Annotated in this window: 14 protein-coding genes, 1 tRNA gene and 1 pseudogene; 5 read left to right on the top strand and 11 right to left on the bottom strand. The window is 60.8% G+C overall.

The annotated features are described in order from the left end of the window. Positions 1-89: 89 nt before the first annotated feature. Both BRAO375_RS32170 and BRAO375_RS32165 read right to left on the bottom strand, forming a co-directional pair. Complete coding sequence (locus BRAO375_RS32170) at positions 90-1,235, bottom strand: pyridoxal phosphate-dependent aminotransferase (protein ID WP_035643295.1); 1,146 nt, start codon at positions 1,233-1,235, stop codon at positions 90-92. Positions 1,236-1,348: 113 nt separating this feature from the next. Then, positions 1,349-2,581, bottom strand: a complete 1,233-nt coding sequence (locus BRAO375_RS32165; RefSeq protein ID WP_009031609.1) for a trans-sulfuration enzyme family protein — start codon at positions 2,579-2,581, stop codon at positions 1,349-1,351. 251 nt (positions 2,582-2,832) lie between these two features. Between BRAO375_RS32165 and BRAO375_RS32160 the strand changes: the two genes are divergently transcribed. The 3 genes from BRAO375_RS32160 (at position 2,833) to BRAO375_RS35805 (ending at position 6,217) form a co-directional block, all read left to right on the top strand. Continuing rightward, the gene (locus BRAO375_RS32160) at positions 2,833-4,161 is read left to right on the top strand and encodes a SidA/IucD/PvdA family monooxygenase (RefSeq protein ID WP_052536177.1); all 1,329 of its coding nucleotides are present in this window, start codon (positions 2,833-2,835) and stop codon (positions 4,159-4,161) included. A gap of 96 nt (positions 4,162-4,257) precedes the next feature. Further along, complete coding sequence (locus BRAO375_RS39075; protein WP_009031607.1) at positions 4,258-4,905, top strand: glutathione S-transferase family protein; 648 nt, start codon at positions 4,258-4,260, stop codon at positions 4,903-4,905. Between the two features lie 4 nt (positions 4,906-4,909). Beyond that, entirely contained in the window at positions 4,910-6,217 is a 1,308-nt protein-coding gene (locus tag BRAO375_RS35805) for an NAD(P)/FAD-dependent oxidoreductase (protein WP_009031606.1), read from the top strand. A gap of 72 nt (positions 6,218-6,289) precedes the next feature. On the opposite strand, the gene BRAO375_RS32145 is transcribed toward BRAO375_RS35805, so the two are convergent. From BRAO375_RS32145 to BRAO375_RS32140, 3 genes are all read right to left on the bottom strand, one after another. Beyond that, the gene (locus BRAO375_RS32145) at positions 6,290-7,918 is read right to left on the bottom strand and encodes an AMP-binding protein (protein WP_009031605.1); all 1,629 of its coding nucleotides are present in this window, start codon (positions 7,916-7,918) and stop codon (positions 6,290-6,292) included. Positions 7,919-8,255: 337 nt separating this feature from the next. Continuing rightward, on the bottom strand, positions 8,256-9,791 hold the full coding sequence (locus BRAO375_RS38975) for a bifunctional transcriptional activator/DNA repair enzyme AdaA (protein WP_083842579.1): 1,536 nt from the start codon (positions 9,789-9,791) through the stop codon (positions 8,256-8,258). Positions 9,792-10,054: 263 nt separating this feature from the next. Next, positions 10,055-11,311: an integrase family protein gene (locus BRAO375_RS32140; RefSeq protein WP_035643292.1), complete on the bottom strand. Its 1,257-nt coding sequence runs from the start codon at positions 11,309-11,311 to the stop codon at positions 10,055-10,057. A gap of 152 nt (positions 11,312-11,463) precedes the next feature. On the opposite strand from BRAO375_RS32140, the gene BRAO375_RS38275 reads away from it, so the two are divergent. Both BRAO375_RS38275 and hisC read left to right on the top strand, forming a co-directional pair. Further along, positions 11,464-11,537 (top strand) — tRNA-Arg (locus BRAO375_RS38275). 93 nt (positions 11,538-11,630) lie between these two features. After that, entirely contained in the window at positions 11,631-12,698 is a 1,068-nt protein-coding gene (gene hisC / locus BRAO375_RS32135) for a histidinol-phosphate transaminase (RefSeq protein WP_009031602.1), read from the top strand. 27 nt (positions 12,699-12,725) lie between these two features. Here hisC and BRAO375_RS36775 read toward each other — a convergent pair whose 3' ends face one another. The 6 genes and pseudogenes from BRAO375_RS36775 to BRAO375_RS32110 form a co-directional block, all read right to left on the bottom strand. Continuing rightward, entirely contained in the window at positions 12,726-12,941 is a 216-nt protein-coding gene (locus BRAO375_RS36775) for a cobaltochelatase CobT-related protein (RefSeq protein ID WP_244423394.1), read from the bottom strand. A 53-nt stretch (positions 12,942-12,994) separates the two neighbouring features. Continuing rightward, on the bottom strand, positions 12,995-13,816 hold the full coding sequence (locus BRAO375_RS32130; protein ID WP_502688997.1) for an NAD(+)--dinitrogen-reductase ADP-D-ribosyltransferase: 822 nt from the start codon (positions 13,814-13,816) through the stop codon (positions 12,995-12,997). A 64-nt stretch (positions 13,817-13,880) separates the two neighbouring features. After that, on the bottom strand, positions 13,881-14,720 hold the full coding sequence (locus tag BRAO375_RS32125) for a TIGR04222 domain-containing membrane protein (protein ID WP_139031520.1): 840 nt from the start codon (positions 14,718-14,720) through the stop codon (positions 13,881-13,883). A 2-nt stretch (positions 14,721-14,722) separates the two neighbouring features. Further along, positions 14,723-15,337 carry a glycine-rich domain-containing protein gene (locus BRAO375_RS32120; protein WP_244423392.1) on the bottom strand — a complete coding sequence of 205 codons (615 nt, stop codon included), beginning with the start codon at positions 15,335-15,337 and terminating at the stop codon, positions 14,723-14,725. 31 nt (positions 15,338-15,368) lie between these two features. Then, the gene (locus BRAO375_RS36770) at positions 15,369-16,448 is read right to left on the bottom strand and encodes a M48 family metallopeptidase (RefSeq protein WP_009031598.1); all 1,080 of its coding nucleotides are present in this window, start codon (positions 16,446-16,448) and stop codon (positions 15,369-15,371) included. After that, positions 16,449-16,672: pseudogene (locus tag BRAO375_RS32110) on the bottom strand (hypothetical protein); the annotation flags it as partial.

The raw sequence follows: 16,672 nt of genomic DNA, 5'->3' as shown, positions 1-16,672 counted from the left end.
CGGCGCTGGACGGAGAGGCGCCAGAATTAGATTGCGGGTGCGAGCTCAACGAACCGGCGGCTCAATTGAGCTTAGCTCCCAGGTCGCGATCATCGAACACGTTCTAAAGCGGTCCGAAGCCGCGACAGCGCATGACTTAGACGCGCGCGCTCAAGCCCAAAGCAAATCCGGATATACCCCTCACCGGTCGAACCGAAGGCGCTTCCCGGGGCAACGGCGATCCCGTGCTTCTCGACTAGGGTCAGCGCGAATTCTAAGCTGTTCTTCATCCCGTCGACGCGAATGAAGGCGAAGAAGCTCCCATCCGGGACGGCATAGCCGATCCTCTCCAATCCACTGAGCGCGTCCGCCGTCAGCGATCTGCCGGCGGCACAATGCCGTTGGAACCCGCGCACGAAGCTATGGTCGGCTATTGCGGCGAGCGCGCCACGCTGGGAGAATGGGGCTACACCAGAGTGAATCACCTCGACGACGTTCGCGACAGGATCCCTCAGGCCTCTGGGCAAGACGAGCCAGCCTACACGCCAGCCGGTCATAGCCCAGGTCTTACTAAAGCTGTTACACACCACCACGCGGTCATCGCCCGAGATTATATCCAGAAGCGATGGCGCCGCATGTGCGCCAGAGTAAACTAGCCGCGAATAGACCTCGTCGGAGATCAGCCAAACATCGTGACGTCGGCAAAGTGCCAGGATCTCCTGTAGCTCTTCGCGCGTAGCCGTCCACCCCGTCGGATTGTTCGGCGAGTTCAGGATGAATACCCGATGCCCGGGCAGGGCCGAGGAGAGTTCATCCATGTCTAACATAAATTTGCCGGATCCATCAGTTCGCAACGCGACCTGCGTCACTTGCGCCTGCCGGAGTCGAGCCGCGTTCAGGATATTGGGCCATACCGGGCCATGCACAAGGACGCGGTCTCCGGCGCGGACCGTAAACGCCAGCGCAACGGATATTGCCGCCATTCCCGAGGCAACAACTTGTACCCGATCTTCAGGGACCTCTCGCGCGTGGAGAGCCGTCAAATACGATGCGATGGCTTCGCGAAGCTCTGGGATTCCGCGGACGTCCGGGTACTTGGTATCCCCCTCATCAAGTGCTCTTTTCAACGCCGCTTGGGCCGATGCGGGACTACTGACGTCACTCTCTCCAAAACAAAGAAACGCAACACCACGACGCGCGGCTGCAGCTCTGGCCACTTGTATGATTTGTGAACCAGGCACTGAAATGATATCCATGCTCGAGCTCTCCCATCCTGGTTGGCTGTCGCAACAGCTTTGTGATCTCCGAGTCCGCGCGCCCGGTCGCAACTCACGGAATGAGAGGTACCCAAGGCCGAGAGCGCAGCACTCTAGCGCGCCTCCAAAGCTTGCCGAAGGTCGGCTATGATTGTCTCTGGATCCTCAATGCCGACCGAGAGCCGAAGCAGGCCGTCCGTGATACCGTGAGCCGCCCTCTGCTCTCTTGGGACCTTAACGTGCGTCATGGTCGCGGGATGCTGGATCAGGGTGTCCATCGCGCCAAGCGTTGCGGTGACCGTGCAGCAACGCACATTTTTCAGGACACGTACTGCAGCTTCGAGGCCGCCGGCGACTTCAATGGAGAGGACGCCCCCGAAGGCTCGCATCTGGCGCGCGGCGATGCGATGATCGGGATGCGCGTCCAGACCAAGGTAGCTAACACGGCGTATTGCACTATGCTCCTCCAAAGCCGTGGCAATTCGCATAGCGTTTTGGCAATGCTTCTCCATGCGTAGAGGGAGCGTCTTGAGCCCCATGTTGAGCAACCAAGCATCAAACGAGCCAGCGCAGCCACCAAGCAGTTTGCGCATCTTCCAGACTTCGTTTTTAACAAAGTCGGCGTCGCGACCAACGACAACCCCCGTCAGCGAATTCGAGTGGCCGTTCAGGAATTTCGTTGCGGAATGGACGACGAAGTCCGCGCCGTAGGCAAACGGCTGCTGGAGGAAGGGCGTCCCCAAAGTGCTATCCACCGCGCACTTTGCGCCGTATCGGTGTGCGATCTGAGCTAACTGAGCGATGTCGTAGCATCGGGCTGTCGCGTTTGTCGGCGTCTCAAGATAGATGAGACGAACCGGCCCACGCGACCGGAGCTGCCGTTCTACCCATTCAATGTCGTGCAATTCGCCGTATAATATTCGGACGTCGAGAGGCGCAAGCATTGCATCCAGGAACTCGGTTGTGGTCCCGTAGATGTTTCCTTGCGTCAGGACATGGTCACCGGGCTTAAGGCCTAGCGATAGGAACAACGACGACACGGCGGCCATTCCCGAGCTGAAAAGGACGGCCTCAAGTTGCAAGGGCTTCCCGTTCTCCGAGAGGCGATGGCCCTCGAGAGCCGCGATCTTCCGTTCTACGAGAGTGGTATTCGGTGTTCCCCAGCGGTTGTAGAGGTGCGGCCGCTCCTTCAGCTCTGCGAATATCTCCATCGCCTCTTCCGCTGGCGGATAGACGAATGTCGATGTCGCATAGATTGGCTGCACGTGCGGGGGTGATGCAGATCCTCCAACTAGCGGATCTACGCAACATATCGATTGGAAGTCGCTCTGCGTCTCGGCCTGCATATAGAAGCCCCTCCTTGATGTTGCGATTTCGCCTCGCGGCCGGGAGCGACTCCTCTTGGCTGAAATCGATCCGCCGCGCCACGGGCTCCAAACCTACCGCGACTAGCGGAAATTAAGCCCTGTCGGATTTTACAGGTAGGCAGCCCCCAGATGTACTGCGAGAACTCTAGAAGAGCACTCCTAAGCTCTCGGGCTGATATTGCGGTGCGTGAGGAAGGCCTGCCTATTAAAGCAACACATCGGAGGTCGTGATGGACGCCGTGCCTGGTCAGAAGCGAGTAGATCTAGCTTGCGTGGGGTTTGGGCCGTCCGGCATAGCGCTTGCCGCTGCGATCGAGGAGTGTGGGGATAACAGGGACCCCACTGGGCTCACTTCGAGGTTCTTCGAGGCGAGGACGTCGAGCGCTTGGCACCCTAACTTCATTTTGGCCGGCAGCGACATCAATCATCATTTTCTACGAGATCTCGCGACACCGCGCGACCCTCGTAGCCAGTTCACCTTCGTGAACTACCTAAAGACCAACGGGCGACTCTACGACTTCGGCCGGTTGGGGCGGGCGCCGAGCCGCCAGGAATGGTCAGACTACGTCCAGTGGGTAGCTGCGCAACTTGCCGCGAACGTCAGCTACTGCGACCCCGTACAGCAGGTCAGGCCGCGGTTTGAGGGCGACGAATTGGTTGAGCTTTCAGTCGACGCGCGATCCGGACCTGTGTCGACTACGAACCTCGTTGTGTCTGTCGGGGCAGAGCCGACAATCCCGACCGTGTTTCGGTCGCTGATGGGAGATCGCGTATTTCATACGTCGGAATACGAGCGGCGCATCCTGGGCCTGCCAAAAACGCCCAGATCGATCGTCGTAATCGGCGCCGGCCAAAGCGCAGGAGAAGCGATATTCGATCTTCGTCAGCGGTTTCCAAATTCATCGATCATTGGTATCCAGAGGTCCTCCGGCTTCAAGCTATACGACCTGAGCCAATTCAGTAACGCCGTCTATTGCCCGCCTGAGACAGACTATTTCTATGGTTTGCCGCCAAGTCGAAAATCTACTGCGTTCGCTGAGACGGTGCGCACGAACTACTCGGGCCTGGACGCCGAGATCTGCTCGGCTCTCTACCAGCAAGTCTATGAAGACGCTGTAGCACGGATGCCGCGGATCACACTGCTTACAAGACGGGCAGTGTCTCACGTTCAAGCGTCGGCTAGTGCCATCAGCCTATCTGTCAAGGACGTAAATTCCGACGCTGCTGAAGTGATTACGAGCGACGCCGTAGTCCTCGCGACGGGCTTTCACGTGAATCCCCTGCCGGGGCTCCTGCAGAACATGCGCTCGTCGATCCGGATGAATGAATGGGGACAGCCCCTAGTTAACCGAGACTACAGTCTCTCGCTGTCCGGACCGTCTCGCGTACGGATCTATCTCAACGGACTTTGCGAGCACTCGCACGGCATCGGCGATGGCCAAAGCTTTAGCATGGTCGCTCTTCGAGCCGAAGCGATTGTGAGGTCGGTCCTCCGTAGCCGGGACTCATCCGCTGAGCGGCACGATCAGTCAAGCTCCCCAGAACTTGTGTCGCTCTAGCAGGGGCGTGGGTTGCCAAAATGACGTTTCGTAAAGCGCCTCGGCGAGCGTCGCGCGGCTTCTTGGAAGCGAGTCAACGAATGATAAGGAGCGACTATGACGGGACAGGCAGATTACACGGTCTTTGGCCATCACGACTCAGGACACTCGTACAAGGTGTGTCTCTTCCTGGAGCTCGCGGGGCTTCGTTATCGATATATGACGGTAGACGTATTTTCGGATCCTGAAAGTCGCCCCGCGGAATTCCGACGCCTGAGTCGATTTGGCGAGGTGCCGGTGTTGGTTCATGGAGACTTGTGCATTAGCCAGTCAAACGCAATCTTGTCGTATCTAGCCGAACAAACGGCCCTGTTCGGTGGCACGGACCGACGTAGCCGAGCGGCGGTCAACGAATGGCTCTTCTGGGAGATGAGCCGGTTGAACCTTGGGGTTGCTAACTTACGGTTCGCTCTGCGCTTCGAGACGAATCCTCCGTCCGCAGTCGTGTCCCTCTACAGGCGGCGAGCGACGGATGCTTTGAGGCAGCTCGATGCCCACTTGGAAAGAGCCAAATTCATCGTGGGCTCCTCGCCCACAATCGCAGACATATCCTGCGCTGGCTATCTCTTTTGGGCCGATCAGGCGAAACTGGATCTCTCTGACTATGGCAACGTTGCTCGTTGGCTGGGAGATGTTCGGAGACTCGATCGCTGGCGACCGCCGGAAGCCATATTGACGCCGGCTCCAGCCGAAGTCGGAGCTTGAACGGATGCAGCAGCAGTACGTGCAATGTGTCCGCGATGCGACTTCCGCCCCGCTGTGGTGGACCAATCGACCCTGCGTCGAGAAGGAAGATTGCAACGTTCCGAAGACCGCTGATGTCGTCGTCGTCGGATCAGGCTACACGGGCTTGGTCGCTGCGATAACGCTGGCCCGGCGGGGGCGCCACGTTCTCGTGCTGGAGGCGCGACAACTCGGATTTGGCGCTAGCTCGCGCAATTCAGGAATGCTGGGACCGAGTTTTCCAAAGGTAGGATTGTCAGGACTTGCCAAATCCTATGGAGATACACTGGCCCAGGCTCTCATGGAGGAGAGCTTGGATGCGCTGGCCTATACGAAACAATTCATTCAGGATGAGGGTATTGAATGTGAGCTCGCTGAGGTCGGACGCCTCGTCGCTGCTCTGAGACCCGGCGACTACCGCGACCTGGAAGATCATGCCGCTGTTCTCCAAAGGCGATTTGGCATAATGGCGCGTATGATACCACGTACCGAGCAACAGTCGGAGATCGGCAGCGACCTCTATCACGGAGCTATGCTCCTAGAGCGCGATAGCTCCCTCCAGCCCGCCATGTACCATCAGGGATTGGTGGATCTCGCTGGGAGAGCTGGCGTATCCCTGGTCCAGCACACGCCTGTGCTGAGAATCGTCGCAACTGGTAACATGCACCTTGTTACCACCTCTCGTGGGCAAATTCGATCGAGGAATGTCGTTGTCGCGACAAACGGATACACCGGAAGCCTGAGCGGCTATCTTCGCCGGCGTATCGTTCCCATAAGCAGCGCACTCATCGCGACGGAACCGCTGCCGAGCAGCCAAATGCGGCGTTTGATGCCGGGGCGGCGCCTCGTGGAAGAGAAGCGCCGGGTGCTGTATTACTATCGACTCTCACCTGATGGAGCGCGCCTCATTTTTGGGGGGCGCGCCGTAAGAAGTGGCGATGGAGCAATAGCAAATAGCGTCGATCTGTACGCCGCGATGGTGCGCGTATTTCCAGAGTTAGCGGGAGTGAGAGCGGAATACGCGTGGTCGGGTCTCATAGCATATACGTTTGACATGCTGCCCCACTTAGGTGAGGTGGCGGGAGTTCACTACGCTCTCGGCTGCTGCGGTTCGGGAATAGGCCGGTCCACTTGGCTTGGCCGTAAAATTGCTCTGAAGGTTCTCCAGGATCCCGAGGGTCGTACGGCTTACGACAGCCTCGAATTTCGGACGCGCCCCCTGTACTATGGCAATCCCTGGTTTCTCCGCCCAGTCGTCGCGTGGCAGCGCCTTCGTGACGCAATAGGCGTCTAGGAATCGGGATCCCAGACGGTTTGGACGTTCGATAAGCGTCGGTTGATATCCTTCGGCCGAGGGCAGCGTCTGCTATCGATTCGCGGCAATCCTCTGGGCTGCGATTTCACGCAGCTTCGTGCGTTGCACCTTAGTGCCGTTCGGCCCCACAGCCACCGGGAACGCGTCAATGCAAAAGAATGAGCGTGGGACCTTGAACTTGGCCAGTCTTTCGCTGCAAAACTCTTCTAGCGCGGCTGCGCTAAAGCGCTCATTTGGCCGGAGCGTTACGAAAGCAACCGCTACTGTACCCGACGGTCCGGCCACATCGACTACCTGGCACGCCTCAACCGATCGATGACGCTGAATATACGATTCGATCTCTGCCGGAGCGACCAGATATCCTCCCAAGCGAAGGACGTCTCGCATTCGTCCCATGAAGACGAGGCTGCCATCCGGCAGCACTCGACCGAGGTCGCCGGTGCGAAAAAAGCCGTCCGAAGTAAACGCCTGTGCAGTTGCATTATCATCGCCGAAATAACCGAGCATAAGGCTGGGTCCCTTTACTTCGAGCTCCCCAGCAGTGCTGTGCCCCACCAAATCTCCTGTGGAGATATCGCGAACGCGAACTTGAGCGGTCGGTGCCACCAAATGGCCCCCAGGCACGGCTCTCACAGGCAGCTCCGCCCCTACTTGCTGATGCGCAAATATCGCCTGCATTTCGCTTGAGCCGTAGACGCTAACTAGTCGCACACCTCTCTCCGCGAGCTGGGACGGCAGGTCCGAGAGTTCGGGGGAAAAGCTTCCAAAGCAGGCCCACCTGAGCGAAGGGAACGGAACTTGTTCCGCCGATGCTGCGAATAGACGAGCCAGCATCTCGTCCGAGGCGCATAGTGTCGTCACGTTGTTCGCCCGAATAAGCTCGGCCGCACCTTTGATGTCGAAGCTCGCCTGCATCACTAAACAGGAGCCCGACGCGAGGGCAGCCATTGCTTGAACGAATCCAAAAATTCCGCATAGCGGCAAGGACAGCAAGTGGACGATGTCAGGCGAGTAAGAGGCGGCCTTAGCAACCGACGACGCGTGTGCGACGATCGCCTGTTGGCTATGAAGGACGAATTTTGGGGCGCTCGTCGTGCCGGACGTCGTAAAAATGTTGGATCCAATGACTGAGCTGCCGTGATCAATGGCGGTAGGCGCGGCCATTGCAAGCTCGGCATATGACACCACCCGCTTACGAAGGCGGTCGCCAACCACATCTACGCTGCCCTCTCCGTAAAGCACAACGTATTCGATAGGCCCCAGCAGATGGGGATCCATTTCGTCTAGCATGCCTATAAAGTCGACACCTCCGAAGTTGGGCCATATCACGAGCAGTCTTGAGCCAGATCGCCCGATAATATCTTCGACTTCGTGGCTGCGAAATCGCGGATTGATCGCCACGAGGATAGCGCCGAGCATTGCAGACGCAAAGTGCAGTGCCAGCCAAGCCGGCGCGTTGGGCATCCAGATGGCAACTCGGTCCCCCCGCCCGATGCCTAGCTCGGATAAGCCGTTTGCGACGCTCGCGCTCTCGTGCAGCAAGTCGGCAAAACTGAGTGTTCGATCATTCCAAACGACAGCAGGTCGAGAACCGTAAGCCTCCACTGCTTGTGTGAGAAATCTGGCCAAAGTCGTAGAGCCAGGATCGCAGTCGCTCGAGCTGTTAGCTGCGCGGATCATAGCCCACCTCCATAGCCGACATTTATCGGAGGGATGGCGCGCTAATCTGGATGCCGTGAGTGTGTTGGCGCCCCTAAGCCATCCGGATATGGGTAAATAGTAGCCGCGTTGCTATATTGCTTCTCGCGGAAAGCGGACGCCTATGTCAATTTCTGATGCCGCTCACTGTCCGCAGAAGATGCGATTAGGGTTCCGATCTCAATTAATTCACAATTCACCCCAAACCTGGAGCTATAATTCGGCTATCGCTTCACGAACAAGCGGAAGCACCCCTGAATGATCGAGGCAAGGGGCCGTTCCAAGGTGGTGCGGTCTGTTGAAAGGCAGGGGCCTTTGGTCACGCCTGCAGAGGGTCGTTAACAGGCAGGCAGGGCGGCCGACGCGGCAGTCCTGGATCGACTGCCCGTTGCTCGACGTCGGAAACGTTCTGCGCGTGCCAAAAATACTGCGCAGCATAGGCCCGCCACGGTCGCCAGGATTCGATACACGTCGAAAGGTGGCGGATAGGTGCGTGCTCCCGGCCACACAACTGCGCAAATTCCTCGACCGCCGGAGGGAAGGCATCAGGCTCGCGAAATTGCCGCATAGCGATGTATTGTGCAGTGGCGTCATCGATTTCCGGAACTTCCTTAAGTTGGGCAATCGCGTCGTCGAGACTTTGCCCTGCCCTGAATGGATCCCTGCCTCGGGATACCATCTGCGCTAGTGCTGCGATAGCCGATGCCCTGGCGCTGGATATGCCTGGTAGGGTGAGATCGGCAGTCGCGAGCACCGCGGGACGGGGGAATATCCGTTTTAGGCCATTTCTGCCCGATACTGTCACAGGTAGAGAATTGCCATAGGTGTTCACAAGGTTCCTTATACTTGTCCCTGCCGGGTACGCGCCATTCCCCTCGCCGAGGAGTATTCTAACAGCGAACTCGAACCCATCCCACGCACCCGGAACACGTAACCCTGGCCGTGCCGCTACGAGAGGAGCGAGCAATGGGTCCTGCGCGAGGTGGCGCGATATAGGTTCCGGGTCAGCAGAGAGATCGAAGACGCGCCGAAGGCGCATGAGGATGGCCGGCAGCGCCGCGAGGCGCGGGGTCTGCACAACGGCTTCCAAGGAGTGTTCACTCGATGGACGGACATCAATGTACCCCACCGCCCCGTCGACATCGATCGACCGGCAATAGGCAAGCCCGTCAACTAGTTCAACCTCAGGAATTGCGAAGGTCTTGAGATAGTGGAGGATGCCGTCCCAATCATATGGCGGCCTATAACTGAGACGAAGCGTAATTTCGGTGGCAGCGGGGACCGCCGAGACAGGTGGCTTGGCACGGCGAAGTGAACTAGGAGGGCGTCCGTAGAGTCTCTGAAACACTTCGTTAAATTGACGCACACTGCCGAACCCAGCGGCCAGGGCCACGTCAGTCATGGAAAGTTGCGTGTCATGAATGAGCTGCTTCGCAAGCAATACTCTACGAGTCTGCGCAACCGTTATGGGCGATGCTCCGAGATGCTTATCGAACAACCGACGAAGCTGGCGTTCGCCAACACCCAGCCGGTTAGCAAGATCGCCTATGCTTGCGGAGTCGAGCGCGCCAGCTTCAATCAGCGACAGGGCACGCGAGACCGTGTTAGCAGTTCCTCGCCAGGCGCCAAAATCTGGCGCAGTTTCAGGGCGACATCGTAAGCAAGGCCGGAATTTGGCTTCCTGCGCCTCTGCCGCGGAGCGGAAGAATATGACGTTATCGATTTTTGGTGTGCGCGCAGGGCAGATCGGCCGGCAGTATATGCCCGTGGTCTGCACTCCGATAAAAAGGCGACCGTCAAACCGGACATCTCTTGTCGCGATCGCACGGTAGCAAGCGGCGTGATCAAGATCCATAATTGAACAATTATTGCACGAAATGCACCTCTCGTCTCGCTGTTTTCGGACCCTGTCAAGATTGGCAAGTGAGATGGCGGGCCAATGCAACGTTTTTGTATGCCGGGGCTCCGGTTCCGAGCCAAGTGGCATTTCGGCATCCAAGCCCCGAGGCCGGGTGCAGCCTAGTTTGCGATCGGAGCTCTGGGCTTGCCATCAAAGGTGGGTTTAGGCAGCCCGCAATAGAGCGTCGACAGCGTTACAGACGTGACGCCTCGTTTAGGCTAACCGGCGGTTTCGTCGACACGCGCGCTTCTGAGCCATCGCGCGAGGGGCGTATCACGCTTCACTTGAAGGCCATGAACAACCAAGTCCGATATTCGTTGCTGCTGGTGGCGCAGGTGATCCCTCAGCAAACGATCACGCGTGATGTACCCGGCGTTCACGCCGGAGAGCGAATGGTTCATGAGCAGATGAATATCGAGCTCTGAAACACCGGCCGCTTGCGCGAGCGTGCGGTAGCTCTGCCGCAGATCGTTGCCCCATTTGGAGAGGACATTTCTGTTCTCCTTGTGCTCGACGAGGTGTCCTTCTTTGCTATCGGCCGGAAACAACAAAGAAGACCGTCGCTCGGGATACATGACCCGACCCCACTTGATCGCGCGGATGATGCAGCGGATCATCGGCCGCGATAGCGGAATATCAAATGCCTTCTCCTCACCACCTTTGGGCTTCGGGATGTGGACGAGCCGTCCTCGCCAATCGATGTGCTCGAAGCGGACAGCTTTAAGCGCTGTTGGTCGTGATCCGCTAAGAAGGGTCAGAAGGTGAAATTCTCGCCTTAAAGGGTTGTCCAGAGCGTGAAGCTCCTTAAGCCAAGTACCGATGTCGTTCGGTCCCATACCCGTATTGCGTCGGCGCTCCTTGTTCCAATCGATGGCGGAGACTGGATTAGCGGCAGGAAGGTCAGGGTTGCCTTTCCGGGCGTGGTTGTAGACGGCTCGCAGACTGCGTAGAGCTCCATTGGCAATGTATGGGCCATTTTCCTTCGTGATCTTGTCATGGCGTTCAATAACTAGGTTCGGCTGCCGGCCAAGCCGAGCCAATGGATTGTCGAGCCAGTCCTTGAACAACCGCTCCATGTGATCTCGATAATTTTCAATGGTTCCCGAACTTCGACCCTTACGTTCCATATGCGCATCTCGATAGCGCTCCCAGGCCTGCCGAAGCGTTATTGAGCCGCGCTTAATCGTCGGAGCTTCGCCAGGACGTTGGCCCTTGGCGATCAACCCGAGTGCTTCCTTGGCTCCGGCTCGCGCTTGTCGCGTGGTTAAGTCGCCAAATTCACCGAGCTTTACCTGGGCCGTGAATTCACGAACGCCATCGCGCCAGAACTCACCCTGGGCCATGAATGTTTTCCGACGCTTGCCGACGAGGACGAAGAATCCCGGTAGCTCGCTGTCGCGCACCTTGTATTGCTTCTCTGCCGCGGAAAGACGCGCAATGCTCTTATCGGTGAGAATCTCACGTTGGTCAGCCATGGGTACTTTCACCAGTTTTAGTCTGGGTTTAGTCTGGGGAAGTCCTGGATGAGAATCATCGAGGTCGAACAACGCCAAACTACGCCACGACGCGAAAGTGTATGACAGATCAGTATATTATTGCGAGGGCGAGAGTGTGGCGAGGCACCGCCGCGTGCGGTCGGAAAGCGCAAAATTCATACTACGAATCTGAGGGTCGGACGTTCGAATCGTTCCGGGCGCGCCATTTGCCGATGACATCCCACTTTTTGAATTCCCGATCCCATCCGCACCGATCGATGTCCGGCCGGACATGCGACGGGGCCGCAGGAGGTTGGTCTTGAGCCGGTTCTGGTCAGAGCTTACGCACGGACTGTCGCCCTATGTGCCGGGCGAGCAGCCGCAGATCCCGGGTCTCGTCAAGCTCAACACCAATGAGAGTCCGTTCGGGCCGTCGCCGAACGCAATCCGGGCGATCCAGGCTGCGGCGGCCGATACGTTGCGGCTCTATCCCGATCCGCAGGCGACGCGGCTGCGCGAGGTGCTGGCGGCCTATCACAAGGTCGCGCCCGAGCAGGTGTTCGTCGGCAACGGCTCCGACGAGGTGCTCGCCCATACGTTCGCTGCGCTGTTGAAGCAGCGCGCGCCGTTGCTGTTCCCGGACGTGACCTACAGCTTCTACCCGGTCTATTGCCGACTGCTCGGGATCGACTACGCGACCGTTCCGCTTGATGCCGAGATGCGCGTCCGCGTCGATGACTACCTCGACCGCAGCGGTCCCGTCATCGTGGCCAATCCGAACGCGCCGACCGGCATTGCGCTGTCGCGCGCGGAGATCGCGCGGCTGGTGGCGGCGCGCAGCGACGCTGCCGTCGTGATCGACGAGGCCTATGTCGATTTCGGCGCCGAGACGGCGATCCCGCTGATCCGCGACTATCCGAATCTGCTGGTGGTGCAGACCATGTCGAAGTCGCGCGCGCTGGCGGGGCTGCGCGTCGGCTATGCGATCGGCGATGCCGGGCTGATCGAGGGCCTGACGCGGGTCAAGGACAGCTTCAACTCCTATCCGCTGGGACGTCCCGCCCAGGCCGGCGCCATCGCCTCGCTCGAGGACGAGGCTCACTTTCAGCAGGCGCGCGCCGAGATCATGCGCAATCGCGCCGATCTCACCGCCGCTCTGGTGCGGCTCGGCTTTGAGGTGCTGCCGTCCAGCGCCAACTTCGTGTTCGCCCGGCATCCGGACCGCTCCGGCCAGGCGTTGGCGGCCGCCTTGCGCGAGCGCGCGGTGCTGGTCCGCCACTTCACCGCGCCGCGCATCGCGGACTATCTGCGTATCACGATCGGCTCCGAGCCTGAGCTCGCGCGGCTGACGGACGCGTTGCGCGAGGCGTTGGCGAAGAACGATTGAGCGCTTTGAGAGGCGCGGGCGAGAGTCTCAGGCGCTTTCGTTCAACAATCGCTCGATGACAGCCACCACGGTGCTCTCCAGCTCCTCGGGGGAGCCGATCATGATGCCGTCGCGATAGTAGCGAGCGACCGGGTGGCCAATTCCGATCGCCGCGATCCGAACGTCTTCGGCAAGCTCGATCTGGCGGACCTGCTCGGGCACACCAGGCCGGTCTCCGTCGCGCGTCGTTTGGCGTGTCGTCACGGCTCGTCTCCTCGTGCGATCGCGGGCATCAGGCGCGCTCGTGCAGAGCCTGCTCACACATAATCCACGCTCACGCGCGTGTCGCCGCCGATGACGAGATATTCGCCTTCGCCCTTCAGCGCGTGCGACGCCAAGAGGCTGTTGAAGAACACGACCTTGCTGACGGGAATCCGTGCGGTGAGGATCATGTCGCCGAAGCAGCCCGCGGTGTCGCGATCGGTGGAGAACGACACGAGATTGTTGAGCCGCATCACCGCCTCGCGCCGCGTCGGCCGCTCCACGATCCAGTGTTCGTCGAACGAGTTGATGCCGCGAAAGAGCGTCAGATGCGTGTCGTCCGGGAAGGCGAAGCGGCGGATCGCCCATTGGCAGAACTCGAACAGCAGGTCGAGCTGCACCCAGATCGCGTTGTTGTGGAAGCGGCTCGACATCTTCTCTTCGACATAAATGGCCCAGGCCCGGCTCGCCACGCGCTCGATGATCTCTTTGTGGTAGGAAGGACCGAGGCCGAACCGGCTCTCGACCCAGCCTTTGAGCACCGCGCCCTCAGGGCCGTTGCTGTCGAAGCCCCAGCCCTGGATCAGCCGCAGGAACGAGGAGCGGAAACGCCGCTGCCCGGTCCGCTGCTCCGGATCGAGGCCGAACATCGCCATCATGTAGCTCGAGAACGCCTGACCGGCCTCGGTCAGGTCCTCCGCCTGGTCGAGCATCGTGAACAGGCTGGGGTTCATCTCGGTGACGCCCCAGATGTGAAGCGGCACCGCGCTGTCGTTGAAGGCGCAACTTGCCAGCCACTCCGAGGGGCGTCCCACGAGATTGGTCGAATGGCCGATGCCGCGCGGCGCGCGCTGTGCTGCGTCGTTCATGGGCGCCATGATGCCGCGTCCAGCGGGAGCAGAAAAGTGTTTGGCGTTGTATCCGGCGCAGAGCGAGTGATTGTCAGCTGCAGCCGCCGCACCCGCCTCCGCCGCCACCTCCGCATCCGCCGCCGCTGCAACCACCTCCGCCGCAACCACCTCCGCCGCTGCTGCTCAGCGCCTTGGATGTTGCCAGCACGGAGGCGTAGGCCGTGCCGGACAGCACGGCCGCGCCTGTCAGAGCGACGGCCAGCAGCAATTCGTGCTCACGCGGCGCGCGGGCTGCGCGGGCATGCGTCGCCTGATAGCTCCGCAGCACGTCATTGCCGGCGTTCGTTCGCGTCGGCGGCCGTGCCAGCACCGCGGCGCCCAGCGCCGTGAGACCGAGCAGGATCATGAGAAAGCCGACGTCATGTTGCCGCGACGCGCCGACGACGACCTTGATGAGTCCGAACAGGACGAGCGCGCCCACGAACGGCAACACGGACTTGCGGAACGCCGTCATCTGGCTGCCGGTCGGTGCATAGCCGAGCGCCTCCAGCCGCGCCTGAATGCGCGTGGTGAGCGGCGCCAGCGCGTCCTGGAATTCCTGCCGGGTCATCTCCGGGTGGAGCGCAAGCCGCGGCGGACGGTCCATGAGCCCCATCAGCGGCGCCTGATCGGTCACCGTGATCTTGTGGTCGCGCGCCGTGAACGTCGCTGCATTCTTCGCAGCCAGACCGAGCAACACGGTGTCGCCGAGGCGTGGCGCGCCGCCGGCGAGATAGGCCAGCTCCAGCTCGTTCAAGGCAGGCTGAGGCGTGGCAGCGGCAGGGCCGATCGTGCCGCGAAGCGCGAAGCCCTTGAGGAAAATGATGGCAGCGAGAACGATGTAGACGAGTAGGAATGGGCCGGCCGTCCAGTCGAACGGGTTGAGCGCCATAGTCATCTCCTGAGTAGCCGCCGCAGCCATGCGCGAGGCCGCGGCAGGATGAGCCAGTGATTGCGGTCGGTGACGTGATAACGCGGGCCGGCGAAACGGATGTGTGTCGCCGGCCACAGATCGGGGCTGGGCGGCCCGAAGAAGCGTTCGTGCAGCGCCAGCGTCTCGGCATACTGGCGGCGGTAGGTCATCTGTGCCTCAGGGCCGCCCGGAGTCGGGTCGTGATGCAGCGGGGCCTGCAGCCGTTCGCCGCACCAGATCGTCCAATAATCGCGCGAATAGATCAGGTGCTGGTGCCAGACCTCGTCGACCACCTCGCTCGGCGTCACCGGCGTCGGCGAGACCATCGCGAGAAAGCAGAACCGGCGATAGGCGTCGATCGCGGCGCGGGCCTCGTCGAGGCTCCAGCCGTGGTCGCGAGCCAGACGTTGTGTGAAGTTGAACAGCGTGGCCGGTTCGAAATCATGCCCGGCGATGCGCCGCCATAGGTCCCGTCGCGCAGGTGTCCAGTCCGGCTCGTCGGCCTGGACATCGACCTTGAGCTGCGCGCGCTGTACCGAAGGGTCTCGGAGATCGTGCACGGCCGCCTTATAGCATGCCTTCGCGCCGAGTTCCACTGGCGGCACGCCCCTCGGGGGCGGTCGATTGTCACCCGCCGACCCGGAGCCACCTCTCGGCCGTCCTGCGCCAGTCTGCATCGAGCTTCGCCGCAAAAGTCCGGGCCGCGTCCGGCGCCAGCAACTGGCCGATGGCGGGAGCCTCGATCGGATCGACGGCGGGGATGGCGGCATGGCCAAGATTGGCAAGCCGTTGGCCGAACGGCGGGTGCGTGGCATCCGGATCGTCCGTCTCGCCCTGCACTGTCCTCGTCGTTGCGGCGACCAACTCGCGATCATCGCGAATCTCCGCAAGTCGGGCGGCTATCCGCTGCAACGGCGGGGCCGGCACATGGATGGCGCCCAGCATATCGGCCTGCAGAGGAGTGAACACCAGATCGTCAAGACGCGTCGTGCCCCCGGCGATCATCACCAGCGAGCGGGTCATCTCGGTATGTCCCGCCCGGTCTGCTGCGCGGCTGTCGGCGGCCAACTCGTTTCGGCGCGACAGCGCGAGATACTCGCTGTTCAGCCATGTCAGCAGCGAGCGCAGCAGCACCCCGGCAAGACGACCGGTGATGGTGCGGTCGGGATTCGCGTAATGAAGCACGTTCTCACAGGCCTGCAGGAAGTCATGCAGGTTGCGGCCGCCCGTGATGTGCTGCAGCTCCGCATGCGCCACTTCATGCGCAATGATAGCGCGTACCGCGCGCTCATCGAGAACCATCAGGAGCGGCAATCCCACGGTCATCGTGACATGCCGCCCGAACAGGCCGGCAAAGCCACGCGTCTCGCTGATCGACGCGTTGAATTCTGCGTCGAACCGCAGCGTGCGCCTCGACTTGGCGAAGGACGGATCGAGTTCTCGCCAGATCCGCCAGAGTGCCGGAGCCACGGCTTCGTCCAGCACGTTGCTTCGCTCGCGCCGGGCCGGCACGAACAGGATCCCGAGCGCCAGCGCGACCGCGGCCGCCACCACGCAGAACATGACGGGCGCGGTGACGAGCGCAACCCGCGTGTAGCCGTCCAGCACCAGCAGCCAGAGGAACAGCAGTCCGCCGGCCAGCGTCACCAGCGGCAGCACCGCATAGCGTCCGAGCCAGAGGATGCACGAGAGAACGAGGCGCTTCATTCACAGCCCCTGATCGCCGTCCTCCGGCCGCACCAGCTTGATGTCCTGCGCGGCGGCCCACGACCAGATGTCCTGGCGCTTGAGTGCGGTGGCCATCAGCTCCGGAAACTGGTGCGGCGTGCAGGCGAACACCGGGCAGCCGAGCGAGGCCAGGATCGCGGCGTGCCTGGTGTCGTAGGCCGGGCGGCCGTCATCATTCAGCGCGAGCAGCACGATCAGGTGGA

The sequence above is a fragment of the Bradyrhizobium sp. ORS 375 genome, from assembly GCF_000239775.1.
In the GTDB taxonomy this organism is placed as follows: domain Bacteria; phylum Pseudomonadota; class Alphaproteobacteria; order Rhizobiales; family Xanthobacteraceae; genus Bradyrhizobium.
Note: the sequence above shows the minus strand (reverse complement) of the source record. Positions and strands in the feature narration are given on the sequence as shown.